Annotated in this window: 15 protein-coding genes; 10 read left to right on the top strand and 5 right to left on the bottom strand. The window is 41.1% G+C overall.

Features of this window, described 5'->3' with window-relative positions; translation table 11 throughout:
• Positions 1-65 precede the first annotated feature (65 nt).
• The 6 genes from AC3E9U_RS03410 to AC3E9U_RS03385 all read left to right on the top strand — a co-directional run bounded on the left by AC3E9U_RS03410 (position 66) and on the right by AC3E9U_RS03385 (position 7,891).
• Entirely contained in the window at positions 66-1,388 is a 1,323-nt protein-coding gene (locus AC3E9U_RS03410) for a prenyltransferase/squalene oxidase repeat-containing protein (RefSeq protein ID WP_488745516.1), read from the top strand.
• A 19-nt stretch (positions 1,389-1,407) separates the two neighbouring features.
• On the top strand, positions 1,408-2,583 hold the full coding sequence (locus tag AC3E9U_RS03405) for a vWA domain-containing protein (RefSeq protein ID WP_488745515.1): 1,176 nt from the start codon (positions 1,408-1,410) through the stop codon (positions 2,581-2,583).
• 39 nt (positions 2,584-2,622) lie between these two features.
• Complete coding sequence (locus AC3E9U_RS03400; protein ID WP_488745514.1) at positions 2,623-4,248, top strand: mucoidy inhibitor MuiA family protein; 1,626 nt, start codon at positions 2,623-2,625, stop codon at positions 4,246-4,248.
• Between the two features lie 64 nt (positions 4,249-4,312).
• Complete coding sequence (locus AC3E9U_RS03395; protein WP_488745513.1) at positions 4,313-5,704, top strand: PQQ-dependent sugar dehydrogenase; 1,392 nt, start codon at positions 4,313-4,315, stop codon at positions 5,702-5,704.
• A gap of 3 nt (positions 5,705-5,707) precedes the next feature.
• On the top strand, positions 5,708-6,364 hold the full coding sequence (locus AC3E9U_RS03390; protein ID WP_488745512.1) for an NADPH-dependent F420 reductase: 657 nt from the start codon (positions 5,708-5,710) through the stop codon (positions 6,362-6,364).
• A gap of 108 nt (positions 6,365-6,472) precedes the next feature.
• Entirely contained in the window at positions 6,473-7,891 is a 1,419-nt protein-coding gene (locus AC3E9U_RS03385; protein WP_488745511.1) for an energy transducer TonB, read from the top strand.
• A gap of 4 nt (positions 7,892-7,895) precedes the next feature.
• Here AC3E9U_RS03385 and AC3E9U_RS03380 read toward each other — a convergent pair whose 3' ends face one another.
• The 3 genes from AC3E9U_RS03380 to AC3E9U_RS03370 form a co-directional block, all read right to left on the bottom strand.
• On the bottom strand, positions 7,896-8,936 hold the full coding sequence (locus tag AC3E9U_RS03380; protein WP_488745510.1) for an aldo/keto reductase: 1,041 nt from the start codon (positions 8,934-8,936) through the stop codon (positions 7,896-7,898).
• Between the two features lie 110 nt (positions 8,937-9,046).
• Entirely contained in the window at positions 9,047-10,012 is a 966-nt protein-coding gene (locus AC3E9U_RS03375) for an OmpA family protein (RefSeq protein WP_488745509.1), read from the bottom strand.
• A gap of 22 nt (positions 10,013-10,034) precedes the next feature.
• Positions 10,035-10,796: an exodeoxyribonuclease III gene (locus AC3E9U_RS03370; RefSeq protein ID WP_488745508.1), complete on the bottom strand. Its 762-nt coding sequence runs from the start codon at positions 10,794-10,796 to the stop codon at positions 10,035-10,037.
• Between the two features lie 217 nt (positions 10,797-11,013).
• Here AC3E9U_RS03370 and AC3E9U_RS03365 point away from each other — a divergent pair, with 217 nt between their 5' ends.
• Complete coding sequence (locus AC3E9U_RS03365) at positions 11,014-12,822, top strand: GNAT family N-acyltransferase (protein WP_488745507.1); 1,809 nt, start codon at positions 11,014-11,016, stop codon at positions 12,820-12,822.
• A gap of 35 nt (positions 12,823-12,857) precedes the next feature.
• Entirely contained in the window at positions 12,858-13,238 is a 381-nt protein-coding gene (locus AC3E9U_RS03360; protein WP_488745506.1) for a DUF5684 domain-containing protein, read from the top strand.
• 49 nt (positions 13,239-13,287) lie between these two features.
• Here the strand turns inward: AC3E9U_RS03360 and AC3E9U_RS03355 are convergent, their stop codons facing one another.
• Positions 13,288-13,899 (bottom strand): hypothetical protein, encoded by a 612-nt coding sequence (locus AC3E9U_RS03355; RefSeq protein ID WP_488745505.1) that lies wholly within the window; start codon positions 13,897-13,899, stop codon positions 13,288-13,290.
• 119 nt (positions 13,900-14,018) lie between these two features.
• Between AC3E9U_RS03355 and AC3E9U_RS03350 the strand changes: the two genes are divergently transcribed.
• Positions 14,019-17,471 carry a T9SS type B sorting domain-containing protein gene (locus AC3E9U_RS03350; RefSeq protein WP_488745504.1) on the top strand — a complete coding sequence of 1,151 codons (3,453 nt, stop codon included), beginning with the start codon at positions 14,019-14,021 and terminating at the stop codon, positions 17,469-17,471.
• A gap of 89 nt (positions 17,472-17,560) precedes the next feature.
• Here the strand turns inward: AC3E9U_RS03350 and AC3E9U_RS03345 are convergent, their stop codons facing one another.
• On the bottom strand, positions 17,561-18,184 hold the full coding sequence (locus AC3E9U_RS03345) for a 2OG-Fe(II) oxygenase (RefSeq protein ID WP_488745503.1): 624 nt from the start codon (positions 18,182-18,184) through the stop codon (positions 17,561-17,563).
• 91 nt (positions 18,185-18,275) lie between these two features.
• Here AC3E9U_RS03345 and AC3E9U_RS03340 point away from each other — a divergent pair, with 91 nt between their 5' ends.
• Positions 18,276-18,725 (top strand): 6-pyruvoyl trahydropterin synthase family protein, encoded by a 450-nt coding sequence (locus tag AC3E9U_RS03340; RefSeq protein WP_488745502.1) that lies wholly within the window; start codon positions 18,276-18,278, stop codon positions 18,723-18,725.
• The last annotated feature ends 156 nt before the right edge of the window (positions 18,726-18,881 follow it).

The raw sequence follows: 18,881 nt of genomic DNA, 5'->3' as shown, positions 1-18,881 counted from the left end.
CCCATTCTGCAAAAAACGTGCACTTTCTCAGGATAATTTTGGCATAGAATCATAAACCAAAAATCATGAAAACGGAAAATTTAATCGCAGTCTTGAGTGCTTCAGTATTGATTACCGGAGCTGCTCTCAGTTCCAAATTAGCTACCGAAGACCAACCTGTGGCACGATACGAAAAGCCTATCGAAATTAAAAAACCAGTTGTCGAGGAAAAACCATGCGTCTTCATGTCGGTGATGGGTGAACAATCTGTAACCGATTATGCGAAGTACAAAAATGATTCCAAAACCAGTTCCACCATCGACAAAGGAGAGAAATGGTTGGCAGACGCCCAAAACAAAGATGGCGGTTGGGGTGCCGGTTCGCACAGCAATCAGGGCGAGATGAATCCTCACGCGGTAAGTTCGGATCCTGCCACTACGGCAATGGCTTCCATGGCATTGTACCGTATGGGCTATTCGATCGAAAAAGGAAAATACAGACAACAGCTTAAAGACGCTTTGGAGTTTTTATTATCCGAAGTGGAAAAAAATAAAAATAACGACTTCATCACTCAGGTCCGCGGCACCCAAATCCAGACCAAACTCGGACAAAATATTGATGCGGCGCTGACTTTACAATTCCTAAATCAAGTCGTCCCGACTTTATCGAACGGAAATCTGAAAAAAAGAGTCGAAAGCGCAATTCAGATTTGTGTGGACAAAGTGGAGAAATCGTATGACGCCAGCGGAAAAGTTTCCGGAGCCGGTTGGGCAGGTGTGTTGCAATCCTCTTTTGCCAATGCCGGACTGGAGCAGGCTTCCAAAAACAAGAACATTAAAGTAGACAAAGCCAAAATCGCAGCTGCACGAAACTACCAAAAAGGAAATTACGATGCGGATACCAAAACGGCCAAAACGGAAGACGGCGCTGGCGTCATGCTCTATGCCGTGAGTAGTTCAGTACGCGGTAGTGCCGGTGAAGCAAAAGAAGCTGAAGAACTTTTCGAAAAAGCTAAAGCCGATGGAAAAATCAGTCAAAGAGCTGAAATGAACCGCGAAAATTTGGAAAAAATCGGTGTAACTAAGGAAAAAGCAGCTTCTTATGATGTGGCTACTAAAGTCTACAAAGCCGCAAAAGTTCAGGCCATGGACAACAATGTGATGAACGGCTTCGGAAACAATGGCGGTGAGGAATTCATGAGCTTTCTGCAAACCGGGGAATCCCTAGTAGTTAAAAAAGACAACGACTGGAAACACTGGTATGACAACGTAAGTGGAAAAATAATCAAAATCCAAAACGAGAACGGCAGCTGGAACGGACATCACTGTATCACCAGTCCGGTATTCTGTACCGCAACCTGCCTTTTGATCCTTACCATCGAAAACGATATCAAAGCATTACAACAATAACCGAAAAAACACAAATACCATGAAAACTACACTTATAACTTCCGCCCTTTTTGCAACCGCCTTAACTTTTGCAAATTGCACCAATGCCAACAGCTACTCTAAAAATGGCAATATTTCAGCATCATACGAAGTTGCGAAACCGGTCAAAAAGGAGAATACTAAAATTCAGGTAGCCATTTTACTGGACACTTCCAACAGCATGGACGGTTTGATTGAACAGGCAAAATCACGTTTGTGGAATATCGTCAACACCTTAACGACCTTGAAATACCACGGCAAAACTCCGGATATCGAAATCGGATTATACGAATACGGCAACGACGGATTATCTCCTCAATCGAATTACATCCGTCAGGTCGCACCTTTGACCACTGATTTAGATTTGATTTCAGAAAAACTGTTTTCGCTTCGTACCAACGGAGGCTCCGAATATTGTGGTGCCGTGATTTCCGATGCGACCAAACAACTGAATTGGGGCAAGGACCGATCCGACATGAAACTGATCTACATCGCCGGAAACGAGCCCTTCAACCAAGGCGGTGTCAATTACAGGGAAGCCATCAGCGATGCGTTGCACAGTGACATTTATGTAAATACGATTTTTTGTGGCAATCAGGAAGAAGGAATCCGCACCTTCTGGAAAGACGGCGCCGATGCCGGAAAAGGCAAATACTTCAACATCGATTCCAACCGCGCTGTTATGTATATCGCGACGCCCTATGATGTTCGAATTTCCGAATGCAACACAAGGATCAACGAAACCTATATCAGTTATGGTCATAAAGGCGCTGAAAAAAAGAGAAATCAGGAAATGCAGGACAGCAATGCACAAGGAGTTTCCGCAGCAAACTATACCGAACGAGCTGTGAGTAAATCGAAAGCCGCTTACAAAAACGACAGTTGGGATTTGGTGGATAAAGTAAAAGACGATGAAAAGGCAATCGACAAACTCAAAAAAGAAGAATTGCCGAAGGAACTCCAAAATAAATCAGCGGCAGAAATTAAAGTTTACGTGGATAAAAAAGCCAGAGAAAGAGAAGCCATTCAGAAGGAAATTGGTGAATTGGCAAAAAAACGTCAGGCTTACATCGACACCGAAGCTAAAAAATCGAAATCACAGGACGATCTGGGAAATGCCATTAACATTTCTGTACTTGATTTTGCGAAAATGAAAGGTTATACAGTCGTAAAATAATTGCAAATTCTTACTTTTAGCCACACAAAATCCATTTCTATGAAACACTATTTTTCGGCAATGTTGCTTTTGGTTTCCGGCATGCTTTTAGCTCAAAAACCAATTTTTACGAACGCCAAGGTAAAGTCGGCAACGGTTTATTTCAACGCTGCTGAAATTTCGCAAACGGCAAATGCAAACCTTCCGGCGGGAACCAGCGAAGTTGTAATTAAGAACGTGGCCAATTATCTAAACGAAAGTTCGGTACAGATTGGTGCTCCAGCTACCATAACAGTCCTTTCCGTACAATTTACCAACGATTATATTTCCGAGTATGATGTGGATGAGAATTCCCCGGCGATTAAAAAAGTAAAAGACAGCATCACATTGGTTCAAAAAGAGTTGAATAAACTCATCAATACCAAGAATTCGGAAATCAAAACCGTGGAATTACTGGATAACAACCAGCAGGTTTTTGGTGAAAATTCAGGTTTAAACGTAGCCGAACTGATGAAGATGGTCGAATATTATAAAACCAAACGCACGGAAATCAGTAATACCATTAATAACCTGACCGAGAAAGAAAAGAAACTGAACGAAACCCTGGCGAGACTGAAAAGTAAACTGGAACTCAATACGGAAAAAGAAGAGAAAACATCCAGCGGAAAACTGGTTTTACAGGTAATGAATACCGTGGCCGGAAATATTCCGTTGGAAATAACTTATCTGACCAATAATGCAGGCTGGACACCGTTCTACGATTTAAGAGCTGATAATGTTACTACTCCAATCAATATGATGTACAAGGCACAGGTCGTGCAAAATACAGGAGTGGACTGGAAAAAAGTAAAACTGACTTTATCAAGCGGCGTACCCAATCAGCACAACCAGGCCCCAACAATGAATCCATGGTTTCTGAGGTACCAGAATTTAAACGCATATGGTTATTACAGTCAGGCCGACAAAGATGCTCCGGCTTCACAAGAAGTGGCAGTAACTAGCATGGGCATCAAAAAAAGACAAGACGGATCCGCGCAGTCCAGTTCCGTATCAGCATACACCACCATTAATGAAAACCAGTTAAACATTTCGTTTGATATCGATATACCTTACGACATCTTGTCCAACGGAAAAAAACATAGTGTGGCGTTGAAAGAAATCAAATTACCGGCTTCTTACAAATATTATGCAGCACCAAAACTTGACAAGGAAGCGTTTCTTTTGGCTGAAATTACCGATTACGGAAAATACAACCTATTGAAAGGTGAAGCGAATATTATTTTTGAAGGGATGTACGTGGGCAAAACCTTGGTAAATCCGGGGCAAACCTCCGATACTTTGAATTTAAGCATGGGACGCGACAAGAAAGTTTCCATCAAACGTGAAAAAGTGGTGGATAAATCGGGAACGAAATTCTTATCGTCTAAAAAAGAACAGACTTTCACCTATGACATTATCATCCGAAACAATAAAAAAGAAAGCGTTTCGATGAAAATGGAAGATCAGATTCCGCTGAGTACCGATAAAGAAATCGAAATCGAAGTAAAAGACAAAGACGGGGCCAAGATCAATTCCGAAACCGGTCTGCTGACTTGGGACCTCAATTTGAAACCCAACGAAACCAAAAAAATACGATTGAGCTACGTGGTGAAATATCCGAAAGACAAAACAATAGAGAACTTATAAAAACAAAATCCCGGCCAAGTGTCGGGATTTTTTTATAAATTTATGGTTATCAAATAATTACGTTATGAAAAAGTTATTCCTTTTCATTACTTTGATTTTAGTTCAATGTACTCAGCATTCCCAAACTCCGCCGGCCACAATCGGTCTGCAAAGTTTCGCTACCGGATTTTCGCTTCCCTTGGAAATTACACATTGCGGGGACGATAGGCTTTTTGTAGTTGAACAGGATGGTCTGATCAAGATCCTGAATGCTAATGGCACGGTGAATGCCACTCCTTTTCTAAATGTAACATCGCTGACAAATGCCAGTGGCGAACAAGGCTTGCTCGGATTGGCCTTTCATCCCAATTATGCTTCGAACGGTTATTTTTACATCAACTATACCAATCTTAACGGGAATACGGTTATTGCCCGCTTTTCAGTCAGTTCGGGAAATCCCAATGTTGCTAATCCCTCCGGAACCATTCTTTTAACTATAGCGCAACCCTATGCTAATCACAACGGTGGTACTTTAAAATTTGGCCCTGACGGTTACTTATACATCGGCATGGGAGATGGCGGTAGCGCCGGTGATCCGGAAAATCGGGCGCAAAACATCAACGAACTGCTGGGAAAAATGCTCCGCATCGATGTCAACTCGGGTTCCCCTTATGGAATTCCCGCAGGCAATCCTTATGTGGGTGTGGCCGGAAGGGATGAAATCTGGGCGATAGGTTTGCGAAATCCGTGGAAGTTCAGTTTCGACCGACAAAACGGAGATCTTTGGATCGCCGATGTGGGACAGAACAAATACGAAGAAATCAACCGCGCAGGTGCTACGCAGGCCGGTCTGAACTATGGGTGGCGTTGCTACGAAGGCAATACGACTTACAACATTTCCGGTTGTCCTGCGCAGAGCTCCATGAAAATGCCGTTGGTAGTTACGAACCATACCTCAGGAGCCTGTTCGATAACCGGTGGCTATGTTTACCGCGGATCTGCTTTTCCTAATTTCAAGGGTAAGTATTTCTTTTCCGATTATTGTCTGGCTAAAATCGGAATGGTGGACACCGCTGGGAATGTTACTTTTTCACAAACCTTTTCTGGCAATAGTTTTGTGACTTTTGGGGAAGACAAGAATGGCGAAATGTACGTCGGATCCATCGGTAACGGAATCATTTACAAATTGGTAGACAGTTCCCTGGGCGTTGTGAAATCAAGTAAAAAAAAAATTAAAGTTTATCCAAACCCGGTAAAATCAGAATTTTTTATTCAAACCGACGATGAAGGCGTTTTCGCGACTGCCATTACTCTATTTGACAGTACGGGTAAAAAAATACTTTCGGAAAAAACGGATAACGAGCCTATAAATTCCGTAAACACGGGAAACTTTGCTTCGGGATGGTACGTTTTGGAAATAAAAAGCAATCTCGGGCAGATCTATACGCAGAAAATTATGGTCATCAATAAATTTTAAATTATGAATATAGCAGTATTGGGAACCGGCGTGGTTGGCAACACCATTGCTTCAAAACTAGCTGAACTTGGACACAGCATCATGATGGGCAGCCGGACAAAAGGCAACGAAAAAGCTATTGAGTTTGTAAACAAAACTTCCGGTAATGTTACTGAAGGCACCTTTGCGGAAGCAGCCGCTTTTGCTGAAATTATTTTCAACTGCACCAAAGGCGAACATTCATTGGAGGCATTGCAATCAGCCGTCAACAGTCTCAACGGAAAAATCATTATCGATCTGTCAAACCCTTTGGATTTCAGTCAGGGAATGCCGCCAAGATTGATTCCTTCTTTGAGCAATTCCACTTCTTTGGGGGAGGAAATCCAAAAAGCTTTTCCGGAATCGAAAGTGGTCAAAACACTCAATACGATGTGGAACGGCCTGATGGTGAATCCTAATCTGATCGGGACCGGTGATCATATCAATTACATCTCCGGCAACGATGCCGAAGCAAAATCAAAAGTAATTAGCCTACTTACCGAAATGGGCTGGAAAAAAGACAACATCCTCGATCTTGGTGACATTTCTGCCGCCAGAGGAACCGAAGGCTATTTACTGTTATGGCTACGTATATATGGCGCTTTGGGCAGTGGTGCTTTTAATTTGACGATGATAAAATAGAAAGCTATTAAGACATTCAAAAAATTAATTTGCAGTTCTTTTATCATTGTATTAATTCAGACAATAAATAACTTTGTAAGACGTTCCTAAAAGAACAATCTTACCATCATGGCAAAAATCAGGCTTATACTTTCTTTACTGCTGGTTCCCTTCCTTTTTTCCTGTAACGAAAACAAAAAAAATGGCAGCAGCACTTCATCTGAAAATCAAAATAAAGATTCCTACAGCAAAACGGTTTCACAAGACAGCCTGAATAACAATCCGGACCAAAACGCTGCTTCCATTTCGACAGGCATCGCAACGAAAGGAAATCTCATGGCGTTTTACGAGCGGATGAGCAAAAAGCCACAGTACTTCTTGATTAACACCAGCAAAGACACCCTGATTATCTGCGCTGAAAAAACGACCATCAGAATAAAAGCGAACAGTTTTGTTTCCGTAAAGACCGACAAGGAAATAACTGGCAGGATTCAATTATCGGTCAAAGAATATTACTCGATGTCCGACATTCTTCTGGCAAAACTCTCCACCACCGCTAACGGCCAGATGCTTGAAACCGGGGGAATGCTCCAAATCGCTGCACGCTCCGGTGATGAAGAATGCGAACTAAAAAAAGGCAAATCCATCGAGATCGGATTCCCCAGAAAAACCGAAAAAGAAGGAATGCAGCTTTTCATGGGGCAATGGAATGCCCAAAACCAAATCAATTGGATCTTGGACAAAAACTCCGTCGATTTAAATCAAATTTTCACCAAAGCGGAGGTCATGGCGCGGTATCCGGGTGGAAATGCACGGCTGTTCCAATTTTTAAACCGCAATATCATCGTTCCTGAATCTGTTGAAAAATCGGGCAAAATCCTCGTTCATTTTGTTGTGGATAGAGAAGGAAATATTACGAAAGAAAAAGTAATTCGAGGAATCAGTCCCGAAGCGGATAAGGCGGTACTGCAGGCTTTGAAAAAAGCAGAAAAATTCGAGCCTGGTAAAATAAACGGGACCGCTGTGGCTACCTCATTTACCTTACCTCTTACCATTACCCTAAATGACGAGATTGACAACACGGATTCAAACAGTCAAAAGTATTCCAAAAAAACGGCAGCGCGGGAGTTTGAAAAAAAATACGACGAGAACAATCTGGAGCAGGCCGGAGTAAATCGAATCAACTATTATCTGCTGAACAGCACAAAATTAGGAATGATCAATTGCGACCGGTTTTTGAACACTAAGTCACCTAAAATCGACTTTGCCCTGAATCTGAACACTACCGACGAAACTTCCGTGAACGTCGTTTTCCATCGTTACAAATCCATTTTAACGCAATCTTCCGAAGATGGCAACTTCCGATTTAACAAAGTCCCTTCCGGAGAAAAAGTGACCATCATCGCCATCAAATACTTTGACAACAAACCTTATCTGGCGGTCAAAGAAACTTACACATCAGTGCAGGATTTCACTGCTGTCGCTTTTGAACCGGTGACCTTCGAGCGTCTTAAAAAAGAAATCGGTAAATTAGATCAATTGTATTAAAAATTTAAGGTGCTGGATTAGGAACTTTTTCCTGGATTTTATCAATTTCGTTTAAAACCGCATCGCTTAAAATCACATCAAAAGCATTGATATTTTCTTCCAATTGGCTTAAAGTTGTCGCTCCGATTATGGTTGATGTCACAAAATCCTGCTGGTGCACGAAAGCCATAGCCATTTCGGTTAAAGTCAGGTCATTGTCATGCGCCAAATCCTGGTACAATTTAGTCGCTTTGTAGCAGTTTTCATTGGTATAACGCGTAAACTGCGGGAATAAGCCCAAACGCGAATTCGGCACAATACCGTTTAAGTGTTTTCCAGTCAAAAACCCAAATCCTAAAGGAGAATATGCTAACAACCCAACATTTTCTCTCATGCAGATTTCAGATAAACCTACTTCAAACAAACGGTTCAATAGTGAATACGGATTCTGGATTGTGGCAATTCTCGGAAGGCCGTGTTTCTCACTTTCGTTTAAAAACTTCATCACACCCCACGGATTTTCATTAGAAACGCCAATGTGTTTTAACTTTCCTTCTTTGATCAGACCGTCAAACACCGTCAGCACTTCTAACATATTGTCTTCCCACTGGTTATCAATCTTGGCAACACCTCTTTTCCCGAACATGTTCATCACACGTTCCGGCCAGTGCATTTGATATAAATCGATGTAATCCGTCTGCAGGTTTTTCAGACTCAACTCAACCGCTTCATGCAGACTTTTCTTCGAAAAATCAAGTGGTTTACGGATATAGGCCATACCGCGGTTCGGACCTGCTATTTTGGTGGCTACAACCAGTTTTTCCCTTTCCGATTTTCCTATTTTGTTAACCCAGGTTCCGATAAAACGTTCGGTGCTTCCAAAAATATGTTCGTTTCCGCCGATCGGATACATTTCAGCTGTATCGATGAAATTAATTCCACGCCCAATAGCATAATCCAATTGCGAATGCGCTTCGGCTTCGGTGTTTTGATTCCCGAAGGTCATCGTTCCAAGACATATTTCACTGACTTTTAAATCGGTATTCGGTAAAGTGATGTAGTTCATATTTTTGAGTTGCAAAGTTGCAAAGATACAAAGTTGCTGAATCTATCTAAATAAAAAAGGCTCAGAAATAAACTCTGAACCTTTGCTACTTTGTCACTTTGAAACTTATCTTAAATATCGTTCAACATCTTAGTGATTTCATCCAATTTCGGAGTCAAAATGATCTCGATACGACGGTTTTTTGCTTTACCTTCAGCAGTTTCGTTGCTCATCAAAGGCGAATACTCCCCACGTCCGGCAGCAGTTAAATTTTCCTTTCTTACCAAAGCGTTTGATGTAAGGATATTCACGATCGCCGTAGCACGTTTTGTGGAAAGATCCCAGTTGTTTTCCACACCGCCACCGATGGTCCCGGTAATTTTATCGTTATCAGTATGTCCTTCGATCAATACAGAAATGTCCGGATTGTCGCCAAGAACTTTTCCAACTAAGTCTACCGCTTTTTTACCTTCAGGGTTCACTACCCAGCTTCCGGATTCGAAAAGCAATTTATTTTCCATGGAAACATATACTTTTCCGTCTTTTTGCTGTACAGTCAATCCTTTTCCTTCAAATGCGCGTAGCGATTTTGACAACGTTTCTTTCAGCTTGTTCATAGCCGCTTCTTTAGCAGCGATCATGCTTTCCAATTCGTTTACACGGTCGGAACGATCTTTCAGGTCTTTGTTTAATTTATCCAAACGCGTTCTCTCGGCAGCCAGTGCTTTTTCTTTTGCTTCCAGTTGTGCTAACAGATCGCGGTTTTTATCCATGTTGGACTTAAGTGCTTCGTCACTGTTTTTTTCCAAAGCATTGTAAGAAGATTGCAGCGTTTTCAAATTATTGCTTGCCGCAGCATAATCCGAAGCCAGTTTGTCTCTTTCGGCTTTCAATTTGTCCAATTCCGACTGCAACGTTGATTTTTCGTTTTCCAATTGGCTTTTTGCCGTTGACAAGGCCGTATTGTCATCAGCAAGCTGACGGTTTTCTTTTTTTAAATCGGCGAATTTGGTTTCTAAATCGGTATACATCTTTTTAGAAACGCAAGAAGTTGTTAATGCTAACGCCAAAATTCCTGCAGATACTTGTTTTATCATAGTCTCGTGGTATTTATTATTATTACTCAATTTCTACTACTACCGGGCAATGATCGGAATGTTTCGCTTCCGGTAAAATCACCGCTCGTTTTAATCTGTTTTTCATCGGTTCGCTGACCAGATTGTAATCGATCCTCCAGCCTTTGTTATTGTTTCGGGCATTGGCACGATAACTCCACCAACTGTAATTGTTAGGTTCTTTATTAAAATGACGGAAGCTGTCAACAAAACCACTTTTCATGAAATTGTCCAGCCAGGCGCGTTCTTCGGGTAAAAATCCAGACACTCGGGCATTTCGGATCGGATCATGAATATCGATCGCTTCGTGACAGATATTATAATCACCGCCGATGATCAGGTTCGGAATTTCTTTCTTCAGATTGTTGATGTAAGCCTGAAAATCGTCCATGTACTGGAATTTATGATCCAGACGGTCGATATTGGTTCCCGAAGGAAGATACAGACTCATTACCGAAAAATCCTCAAAATCAATTCTAAGGTTACGACCTTCTTTGTCCATGTAATCGATCCCGGTTCCAAAAACCACATTCTTAGGCTTCACTTTCGAAAGAATCGCCACACCACTATACCCTTTTTTTTCGGCCGGAAACCAATAATGGTACGGATAGCCTGAAAGTTCAAAATCCAGCGTCGGAATCTGTTCGGGCATAGCTTTAATTTCCTGCAGACAAATCACGTCAGGATCAGCACTTTTCAGCCATTCAATAAAGCCTTTGGTAATTGCAGCCCTGATTCCATTGACATTATAGGATATAATCTTCATTTTCGGATAATCTTTTTCCCAAATGTATAGAAAAAACAATCATATTTGAAACACTATTTTCAATTACTTATAAACAACTAAATAACAACAAGATAGCCATCAAGCTGTTGAAAGAAATAACAAGAAAGTCGTCAGATTTTACATTTATAACCCTTAAACATTTTAACGATTAGACTATTATTGCTACCTTTGTTTTTCGCTCAAAAACCAAAACTAAATGGGTTTAGTTAACGCTAAAGAAGTAGCAAAAGCTATAAATGCTGATAAATACGGCTTTCTGGGAACCTTTTCAGGCTGGTTACTGATGAAGGCTCTTAAGATTTCCACACTTAACAAAATATACAACAGGAACAAACACTTGAAAGATGTTGAGTTCCTGAATGCCATATTGGATGAATTTCAGATCAAATTTGAAATCCCCGAGGAAGATTTAAAACGATTACCTAAGGATGGTGCTTATATTACAGTCTCAAACCATCCGCTGGGTGGAATTGACGGCATTTTGCTTTTGAAATTAATGCTGGAAAGAGAGCCCAACTTCAAAATCATAGCAAACTTCCTGTTGCACCGCATCGAACCGATGAAGCCTTATATCATGCCGGTGAATCCGTTCGAGAATCACAAGGATGCCAAATCAAGCGTTATCGGAATCAAAGAAACCCTACGCCACTTGAGCGATGGTAAGCCCTTGGGAATGTTTCCTGCCGGAGAGGTTTCCACCTACAAAGACGGACAATTGGTTGTTGACAAACCTTGGGAAGAAGGCGCTATCAAAGTAATCCGAAAAGCGCAGGTTCCGGTAGTACCGATTTATTTCCATGCCAAAAACAGCCGATTGTTTTACATGCTTTCCAAAATAAATGACACTTTGCGCACAGCCAAACTTCCATCGGAGTTACTAACGCAAAAGGATCGTGTGATCAAGGTTCGAATCGGGAAACCGATTTCAGTTGCAGAGCAGAACGAATATGAAAACCTTGACGCCTATGCCGATTTTTTACGAAAAAAGACGTATATGCTGGCCAATCCGTTTGAGACAGAAAGCAAATTACTTTCGGCACCAAGTTTAAAATTACCAAAAAGCCCGAAGCAGATCGTTACACCTGCCAACCAGGACCAGATCATTCAGGAAATAACCGAACTTAGAAAAGGCGACTATCGTTTTCTGCAAAGTAAAAATTATGAAGTTTTCTTTGTCACAGCAGACAAAATCCCGAATATCCTTCATGAGATAGGCCGTTTGCGCGAAATCACCTTCCGTGAAGTGGGAGAAGGCACCAATGAAGCCATCGATTTAGACCAGTACGACAACTACTACCACCATATGTTCTTATGGGACGACGATACCCAGCAAATCGCCGGCGCTTATCGTATGGGACTAGGGGCGCAAATTTTTGCCAAATATGGCATCAACGGTTTTTACCTTCAGGAATTATTCCGTTTTGAACCCGAATTGTTTGACATGATGAGTAAATCCATTGAAATGGGACGTGCTTTCATCATCAAAGAATACCAACAAAAACCAATGCCGTTATTTCTACTTTGGAAAGGTATCGTACACACGACTTTACACTATCCGGAGCATAAATTCCTTATCGGCGGCGTAAGTATCAGTAACCAGTTCTCGGAATTCTCGAAATCGCTGATGATTGAGTTCATGAAGTCCAATTATTATGATCCTTACATTGCGCAATACGTACATCCGAAAAAAGAATACAAGGTAAAATTAAAAGATGCCGACAAAGATTTTATTTTTGATGAAGCGGAGCACGACCTGAACAAGTTCGATAAAATAATTGACGAACTGGAACCGGGAAGTTTGCGTTTGCCGGTGCTGATTAAGAAATACATCAAGCAAAATGCCCGTGTAGTTGCGTTTAATGTCGACCCTCTGTTCAACAATGCAGTTGACGGATTAATGTACATTCGAATAGCCGACATCCCGGAAAGCACCATGAAACCAGTTATTGAAGAATTTCAGGCGGAACTGGAACGAAAGCTTGCAGAAAAAGGAGAGAATATCTAACCAATTATAAACAAAAACCAAAAACCTTTTAAATTATGTTAGGACTATTACTTACATTCTTGTTGATTTTTTCGGCCTTAATGCTATTCTTAATTGCCTGTCAGTGGAAAATCTTCACAAAAGCAGGGAAACCGGGATGGGCTTGTTTAATTCCGATCTACAGCGGAATCGTTATGCTTGAAATCGTAAGAAAACCAACTTGGTGGATTTTTCTTTTCTTCATCCCACTAGTAAACATTTACTTTGCGATCACGGCGCTTAACGGATTATCAAAAGCATTCGGTAAAAGCTCAGGATTTACGGTAGGGTTAATCTTCCTGCCTTTTATTTTCTATCCGATGCTGGCTTTCGGAGATGCAAAATACATTTATGCACAAACGGAAGAAATCAATGAAATTGGATTGAAACAAGCATAAAAAAAGCCCCGAAATATCGGGGCTTTTTCATATATAGCATGATCTAATATTAGTATGCTTTTTTCTTCATTAAGAATTTAGCAAGGGATTTACCAGTTTTAGCATAACCTTCACCGATTCTGTCTTCGTTGCTGAATGAACCTCCGAATACATCTCCAGGAGCTTCGTCACTTTTGATTTCAAGCACAACATTGTTTCTGTTAGCCGTTTCAACGAATTTAAGGTTAAGACTTACTTTTGCTCCTTTTTTCGCCATTACCACATTGTAACCCGGGTAAATCCAAACAGCATCAACAACTAAAGTATATTTTGCCTGTTTTAAATCTTCCTGGAAAGAAATATCTTTTTTCTCTTTACCATTTACAATGTTGATCAATTCGATAAATTTTGGCTCGAATAACAAATCACGGCTTGAATACCATTTTTTCTTCCAAGACTCTCCAACACCTTTACCTTTTTGCTCCAAATCAGCAACTCTTTCTTTCACATATTGCTCATCTGTCAGGTTTTCTTTCATTAATTTCAAATCCTGGTAAGTGAATTCTACATTAACTTCTTTCTGATCCTTAAGGAAGCTGAAATCGCCTTTTGTCACTTCCATATCTTGTGCCATCATAAATGTAGAGGCGAACAAGAATGCTAAAACTGTAATTCTTTTCATAAATATTGTACTAGTTATTTTCAACAAACATAGTTATTTTATGTTAATTTCAATCAAACTCAAAAAAATATAACAATATTGATATACTTTTGGCCTTTTAAAAATAAGCCCACCACAAAATGAGACTATTATTACTTGCGTTACTACTTGGTTTTAACCTGGTTAATGCGCAGTTAAGCAAAAAACACTGGATACCGCCAATTCATGCGCGCGGCGGCGAAAACTTCGTTTCAGGACACTATATTTACCTCTCTACTCCGGAACCGGTTCCATTTCAGGTTACCATAACGACAGGAAACGGAACACCAATCGCTGGTTCGCCTTTTACCATTTCAAGCGGAAATCCCGCTCAGGTTTCTATAGGAAACGGACAGCCATCCGTAATGTTTCTGGCCAATAACGATCTGAACATTGTAAGACAAAACAAAGGACTTATACTGGAAGGCAGCAAGGAATTTTATGCCACATTTAAGGTTCGGGCCGCAAATCATGCTGAAATTTTAGTTGCCAAAGGATATCAGGGAATCGGAACGCAATTCCGCCTTGGCAGTTTGCCCCAAAACGAATACGGAGACCTGAGAAATTTTTTCGCCAGCTTTATGGCCACCGAAGACAATACTACCATAACCATCTCAGATTACGACACTTCTGTTGAATTTGCAATGAATGGTCTCACCATTTCACCGGATACGCAAACCTTCTCCATCAATAGTGGCGAAACCGTTACCGTTTCAGGCTATGCCAATACCCTTGCGAACCTGACAGGCTTTATCGGCGCATTGGTTACGTCGGACAAACCTATCGCAGTAAATACAGGAAATGCGCTGGCAGGAATGTCCGGTCCCGAAGAAGGACAGGATTTTACTTTTGATCAAATCGTACCTTTAGAGGAAGTTGGCACCGAATACATAGTCGTAAAAGGAAACGGAAGTGACAATGTAGAACATCCTTTAATAATTGCAACCCAAGACAACACCGATATCTTCGTAAACGGTTCCGCAACGCCTTTCGCTACTATTAATGCAGGCGATTACATGTTGATTCCGACTTCCTTGTATCAGGGGGCAAACAATCAGAACATGTATGTTACGACATCCAAGCCGATTTATATGTATCAGATTTTAGGGGGCTCACCGTCCGATGCTACTTCCGGCTTAAATTTCATCCCGCCGCTCAGTTGTTTTTTCCAAAAAACAGTGGATTTGATTCCGAGCATCAATTCGATCGGACCGGTAACCTACACCAGTGAAATCATAGCGATAACCTACGCTGGTTCAACCCTTAGAATAAACGGGAATACAGTTTCCGCACTGCCGCAACCTGTTTTAGGAAACAGTCAATGGGTCACTTACCGACTTCCGGGTTATTCCGGAAATGTAAAGATCGAATCTACCGGCCCGCTGGCAGTAGGGTTATTCGGTTCAAGCGGAGCGGTTGGTTTCGCAGCATATTATTCCGGATTTGGATCGGAGCCTCGAGATACTGACGTTACAGTCTGCTCAAGCGCAACCACTGATTTATTTACAAAAATTGAAGGAAATCCGGACCCGGGAGGAACATGGACACCTGCCTTAGCAAGTGGCACGGGCGTTTTTAACCCGGCGGTTGATCCGGCAGGAGTATACAATTATAACTTTACAGGGCTTTGTGAAATCGTGAACGTTCAGGTAACTGTTACCATTCAACAAGCACTGAATCCGGGAACCAATACCCAAAAAACAGTCTGCAATAATGAACCCACTTTTGATTTGTTCCCATTATTAGGTCCCGGAGCAAGTTTAGGCGGAACCTGGTCACCTGCATTAGCAAGCGCCACTTCCATTTTCAATCCTGCAGTCGACCGCTCAGGCGTTTACACTTATACGCTTGCGCCTGACAATGCCTGCACAGAAGTTTCTGCTACAATAACGGTTACTGTCAACCCTGCACCGGTGATTGCCGCAATTACAGATTATAAAATATGTGATGACAATCTTGATGGGAATGATGCAAACGGATATGCCATTTTTAACTTTGGTTTAAAAACAAACGAAATCTTAAACGGGCAGACCGGCATACAAGTTACTTATCATTTAAATCAGAATGACGCTGACAGTGGAACAAATCCGCAAAGCACATTGTACACTAACAATCGTATCATTTATGTACGTCTAACACAGCCGTTGACAAACTGTTTCGTTACTTCGTCGTTTAACTTAATAGTACAGCCCATTCCGTCAATAAATAGCAATGTTGTCCTTAAACAATGTGATGACGATCAGGATGCGGTTACGAATTTTAATTTAACGGAAGTAAATTCAATGATCAGTACAGATCCGAATTTCCAATTCACTTACTTTACTACAAATGCAAATGCCCAAGCGAATTTAAATCCAATCACCAATTTTACCAGTTATACATCTGCCGGAGAAATTATCTGGACGAGAGTAAGCAGTCCGAACGGATGTTTTAAAATAGCAGAAACAACGTTGGTTGTATCGGCTACGCAAATAAATGCATCCATGACACAGACGATGGAAGAGTGCGATATTTATATCAACGCTACTGATTTGGCTAATGACGGTTATGCTTATTTCGACTTTGCCACAGCAAGTACCAACATTTTAAATTCCTTCACCAACAACCAGAATCTTACAGTCACCTATTATGAAAATTTGGCTGATGCTCTTGCTGAAGTCAACGCGATTACCGGCACCGCAGCGAATCCGTACAGAAACACAGTTGCGAACAACCAAACGATCTATATTAGAGTAGACAGTTCCCTGAACAATTCTTGCGTTGGATTAGGCCCCTATTTAAATCTGATTGTAAATCCGATTCCGAAAACAGAATTAGGTACTGATTTCACCCTTTGTTTGGATCCTTCCACCGGTTTAGGCTCTCAGAATATTGATGCCACACCAGCCAACCCAGGAAACTTCCATTACACGTGGACTCCGAGAAATCCGGCGGTTGACGGCAGCGGAAATCAAAGTGCCGTTTTCAATGTAACCCAATCCGGAACTTATACTGTAATAGTAACCGACAACATTACCGGCTGTATAAATACCGATTCCATTACAGTTGATCAGTCATCACATCCGCTTAGTGTTTCCGCTGTACTTATTACCCCATTATTTTCCGGTGGACTGGCTGTTATTCAGGCTACTGCACAAGGAGGTTATGGCACTTACGAATACAGCATTGACGGCATTCATTGGCAAACCAATACTACTTTTTCAGGCCTCGCCAACGGAAGTTACACTATTTTAGTACGGGACAGTGCCTTATGCGGACCGGAAATGGCGACCAACACCGTTCACACCCTTACCTATCCTAATTTCTTCACGCCAAATTCCGACGGATATAACGATACATGGAGAATTGAAAATCTGCCTGCAGCTTTCGATGCTAAAATTCAGATTTTCGACCGATTTGGAAAACTTTTAAAAGAGATAAATCCGAATGGCGCAGGCTGGGACGGCACTTTCAACGGAATCGCACTCCCTGCTGACGATTATTGGTTCAAAATAGAATACACCCAAAACAACGCGCAAAACGAATTCAGAAGTCATTTTGCCTTAAAAAGATAAAAGTCCGTCCGATGACGATAAACTTATAAGGGACAGCTTTAAAACTGTCCCTTTATTTTTTTTAATATCAAAAAATGCTTTTAAAAAAATTATCTGGTTTTTAACCAGCCCGTGATACTTAATCGTGGTTGTCTCACCGGTTTGACTTCGTGTTCCAGCACCTGACTTTCAAAGATCACCATTCTTCCCTGAACCGGTACAATATTCAATTCCGTTTCATTATCTACTGCTCCCTGGTATATGGTCAGTTCACCGCCAAAATCCATCTGCCAGTGCTCTTCATTTAAATAACACACCATGGAAAGTTTCCTGCGGCTGTCATTCTGAAAAGTATCCAAATGGCGTCTGTAAAAAGTCCCTTCCGGATACAAGGCATAGTGGAATTCCATATCCTGAATTCCCAAAAAACAGGTTCGGTTGAGATAATTTACAAAGTCATGGATTCGGTTAAAATATAATGTTTCAGCTTCATCCGCATTTTCTTCATCAAGCCAAAGAATAAAATCGCCGCGTACTGCATCCACGATCTGTTCTTTGGTCAGATTACCGATAGCCGATTTTTTGAAGTTGTTTTCCTCAAATTTTCTCAAAAGGTTCTTCCGAAGAAAAGCTACCTCCTCAGGTGTAAAAAAATTATCAGAGATACTGAATTTCTGATGCATCAGATCATCAATAATCTGCTCATACTTCGGATTGATTTCAAAATCGGACATAGGTTGCTATTTATACTTTCAAAGATAAGATGAAAAACTCAAAATGCCCAGTCGAATTTATTTATTAAATTTGTGCTCTAAACAAAATACGATGAGCAACATCAGAATCACAAAACAATTTTCTTTCGAAACCGGTCACGCTTTATATGGGTATGATGGGAAATGTAAAAACGTTCACGGTCACAGTTACAAACTTTCGGTTACTGTAATCGGAAAGCCCATAACCGACAAATCAAACGTGAAATACGGAATGGTAATTGATTTTGGTGATCTGAAAAAAATTGTAAAGGAGGAAATTGTCGACTTATTCGATCATGCTACCGTTTTCAACAGAAACACCCCACATATCGAATTGGCTAACGAACTTAAAAATCGAGGTCATCATGTTATTTTAGTGGACTATCAGCCAACCAGCGAAAATATGGTAATTGATTTTGCCGATAAAATAAAAAGACGGCTTCCGGATGACATTCGTCTGCATTCACTGAAGCTCCAGGAAACCGAATCGTCTTTTGCTGAATGGTATCATTCGGACAACTAATCATAAAGAACAATAAAAAAGCACTCTATTTCGGAGTGCTTTTTAGTTATAACGTATTTTAAGAAGCAGTGCTTACTTCTTCACGATCATGAATTCAGAACGTCTGTTTTTAGCATGTTCTTCATCAGTACACTGATCGCACTGTACTTTTGGTTC

The organism is Flavobacterium sp. 21.1, from assembly GCF_057801535.1.
Note: the sequence above shows the minus strand (reverse complement) of the source record. Positions and strands in the feature narration are given on the sequence as shown.

Bases quoted from the DNA above. Each gene is read 5' to 3' on its own strand.
- AC3E9U_RS03410 (WP_488745516.1), top strand. From the start codon at position 66: ATGAAAACGGAAAATTTAATCGCAGTCTTGAGTGCTTCAGTATTGATT.
- AC3E9U_RS03405 (WP_488745515.1), top strand. From the start codon at position 1,408: ATGAAAACTACACTTATAACTTCCGCCCTTTTTGCAACCGCCTTAACT.
- AC3E9U_RS03400 (WP_488745514.1), top strand. From the start codon at position 2,623: ATGAAACACTATTTTTCGGCAATGTTGCTTTTGGTTTCCGGCATGCTT.
- AC3E9U_RS03395 (WP_488745513.1), top strand. From the start codon at position 4,313: ATGAAAAAGTTATTCCTTTTCATTACTTTGATTTTAGTTCAATGTACT.
- AC3E9U_RS03390 (WP_488745512.1), top strand. From the start codon at position 5,708: ATGAATATAGCAGTATTGGGAACCGGCGTGGTTGGCAACACCATTGCT.
- AC3E9U_RS03385 (WP_488745511.1), top strand. From the start codon at position 6,473: ATGGCAAAAATCAGGCTTATACTTTCTTTACTGCTGGTTCCCTTCCTT.
- AC3E9U_RS03380 (WP_488745510.1), bottom strand. From the start codon at position 8,936: ATGAACTACATCACTTTACCGAATACCGATTTAAAAGTCAGTGAAATA.
- AC3E9U_RS03375 (WP_488745509.1), bottom strand. From the start codon at position 10,012: ATGATAAAACAAGTATCTGCAGGAATTTTGGCGTTAGCATTAACAACT.
- AC3E9U_RS03370 (WP_488745508.1), bottom strand. From the start codon at position 10,796: ATGAAGATTATATCCTATAATGTCAATGGAATCAGGGCTGCAATTACC.
- AC3E9U_RS03365 (WP_488745507.1), top strand. From the start codon at position 11,014: ATGGGTTTAGTTAACGCTAAAGAAGTAGCAAAAGCTATAAATGCTGAT.
- AC3E9U_RS03360 (WP_488745506.1), top strand. From the start codon at position 12,858: ATGTTAGGACTATTACTTACATTCTTGTTGATTTTTTCGGCCTTAATG.
- AC3E9U_RS03355 (WP_488745505.1), bottom strand. From the start codon at position 13,899: ATGAAAAGAATTACAGTTTTAGCATTCTTGTTCGCCTCTACATTTATG.
- AC3E9U_RS03350 (WP_488745504.1), top strand. From the start codon at position 14,019: ATGAGACTATTATTACTTGCGTTACTACTTGGTTTTAACCTGGTTAAT.
- AC3E9U_RS03345 (WP_488745503.1), bottom strand. From the start codon at position 18,184: ATGTCCGATTTTGAAATCAATCCGAAGTATGAGCAGATTATTGATGAT.
- AC3E9U_RS03340 (WP_488745502.1), top strand. From the start codon at position 18,276: ATGAGCAACATCAGAATCACAAAACAATTTTCTTTCGAAACCGGTCAC.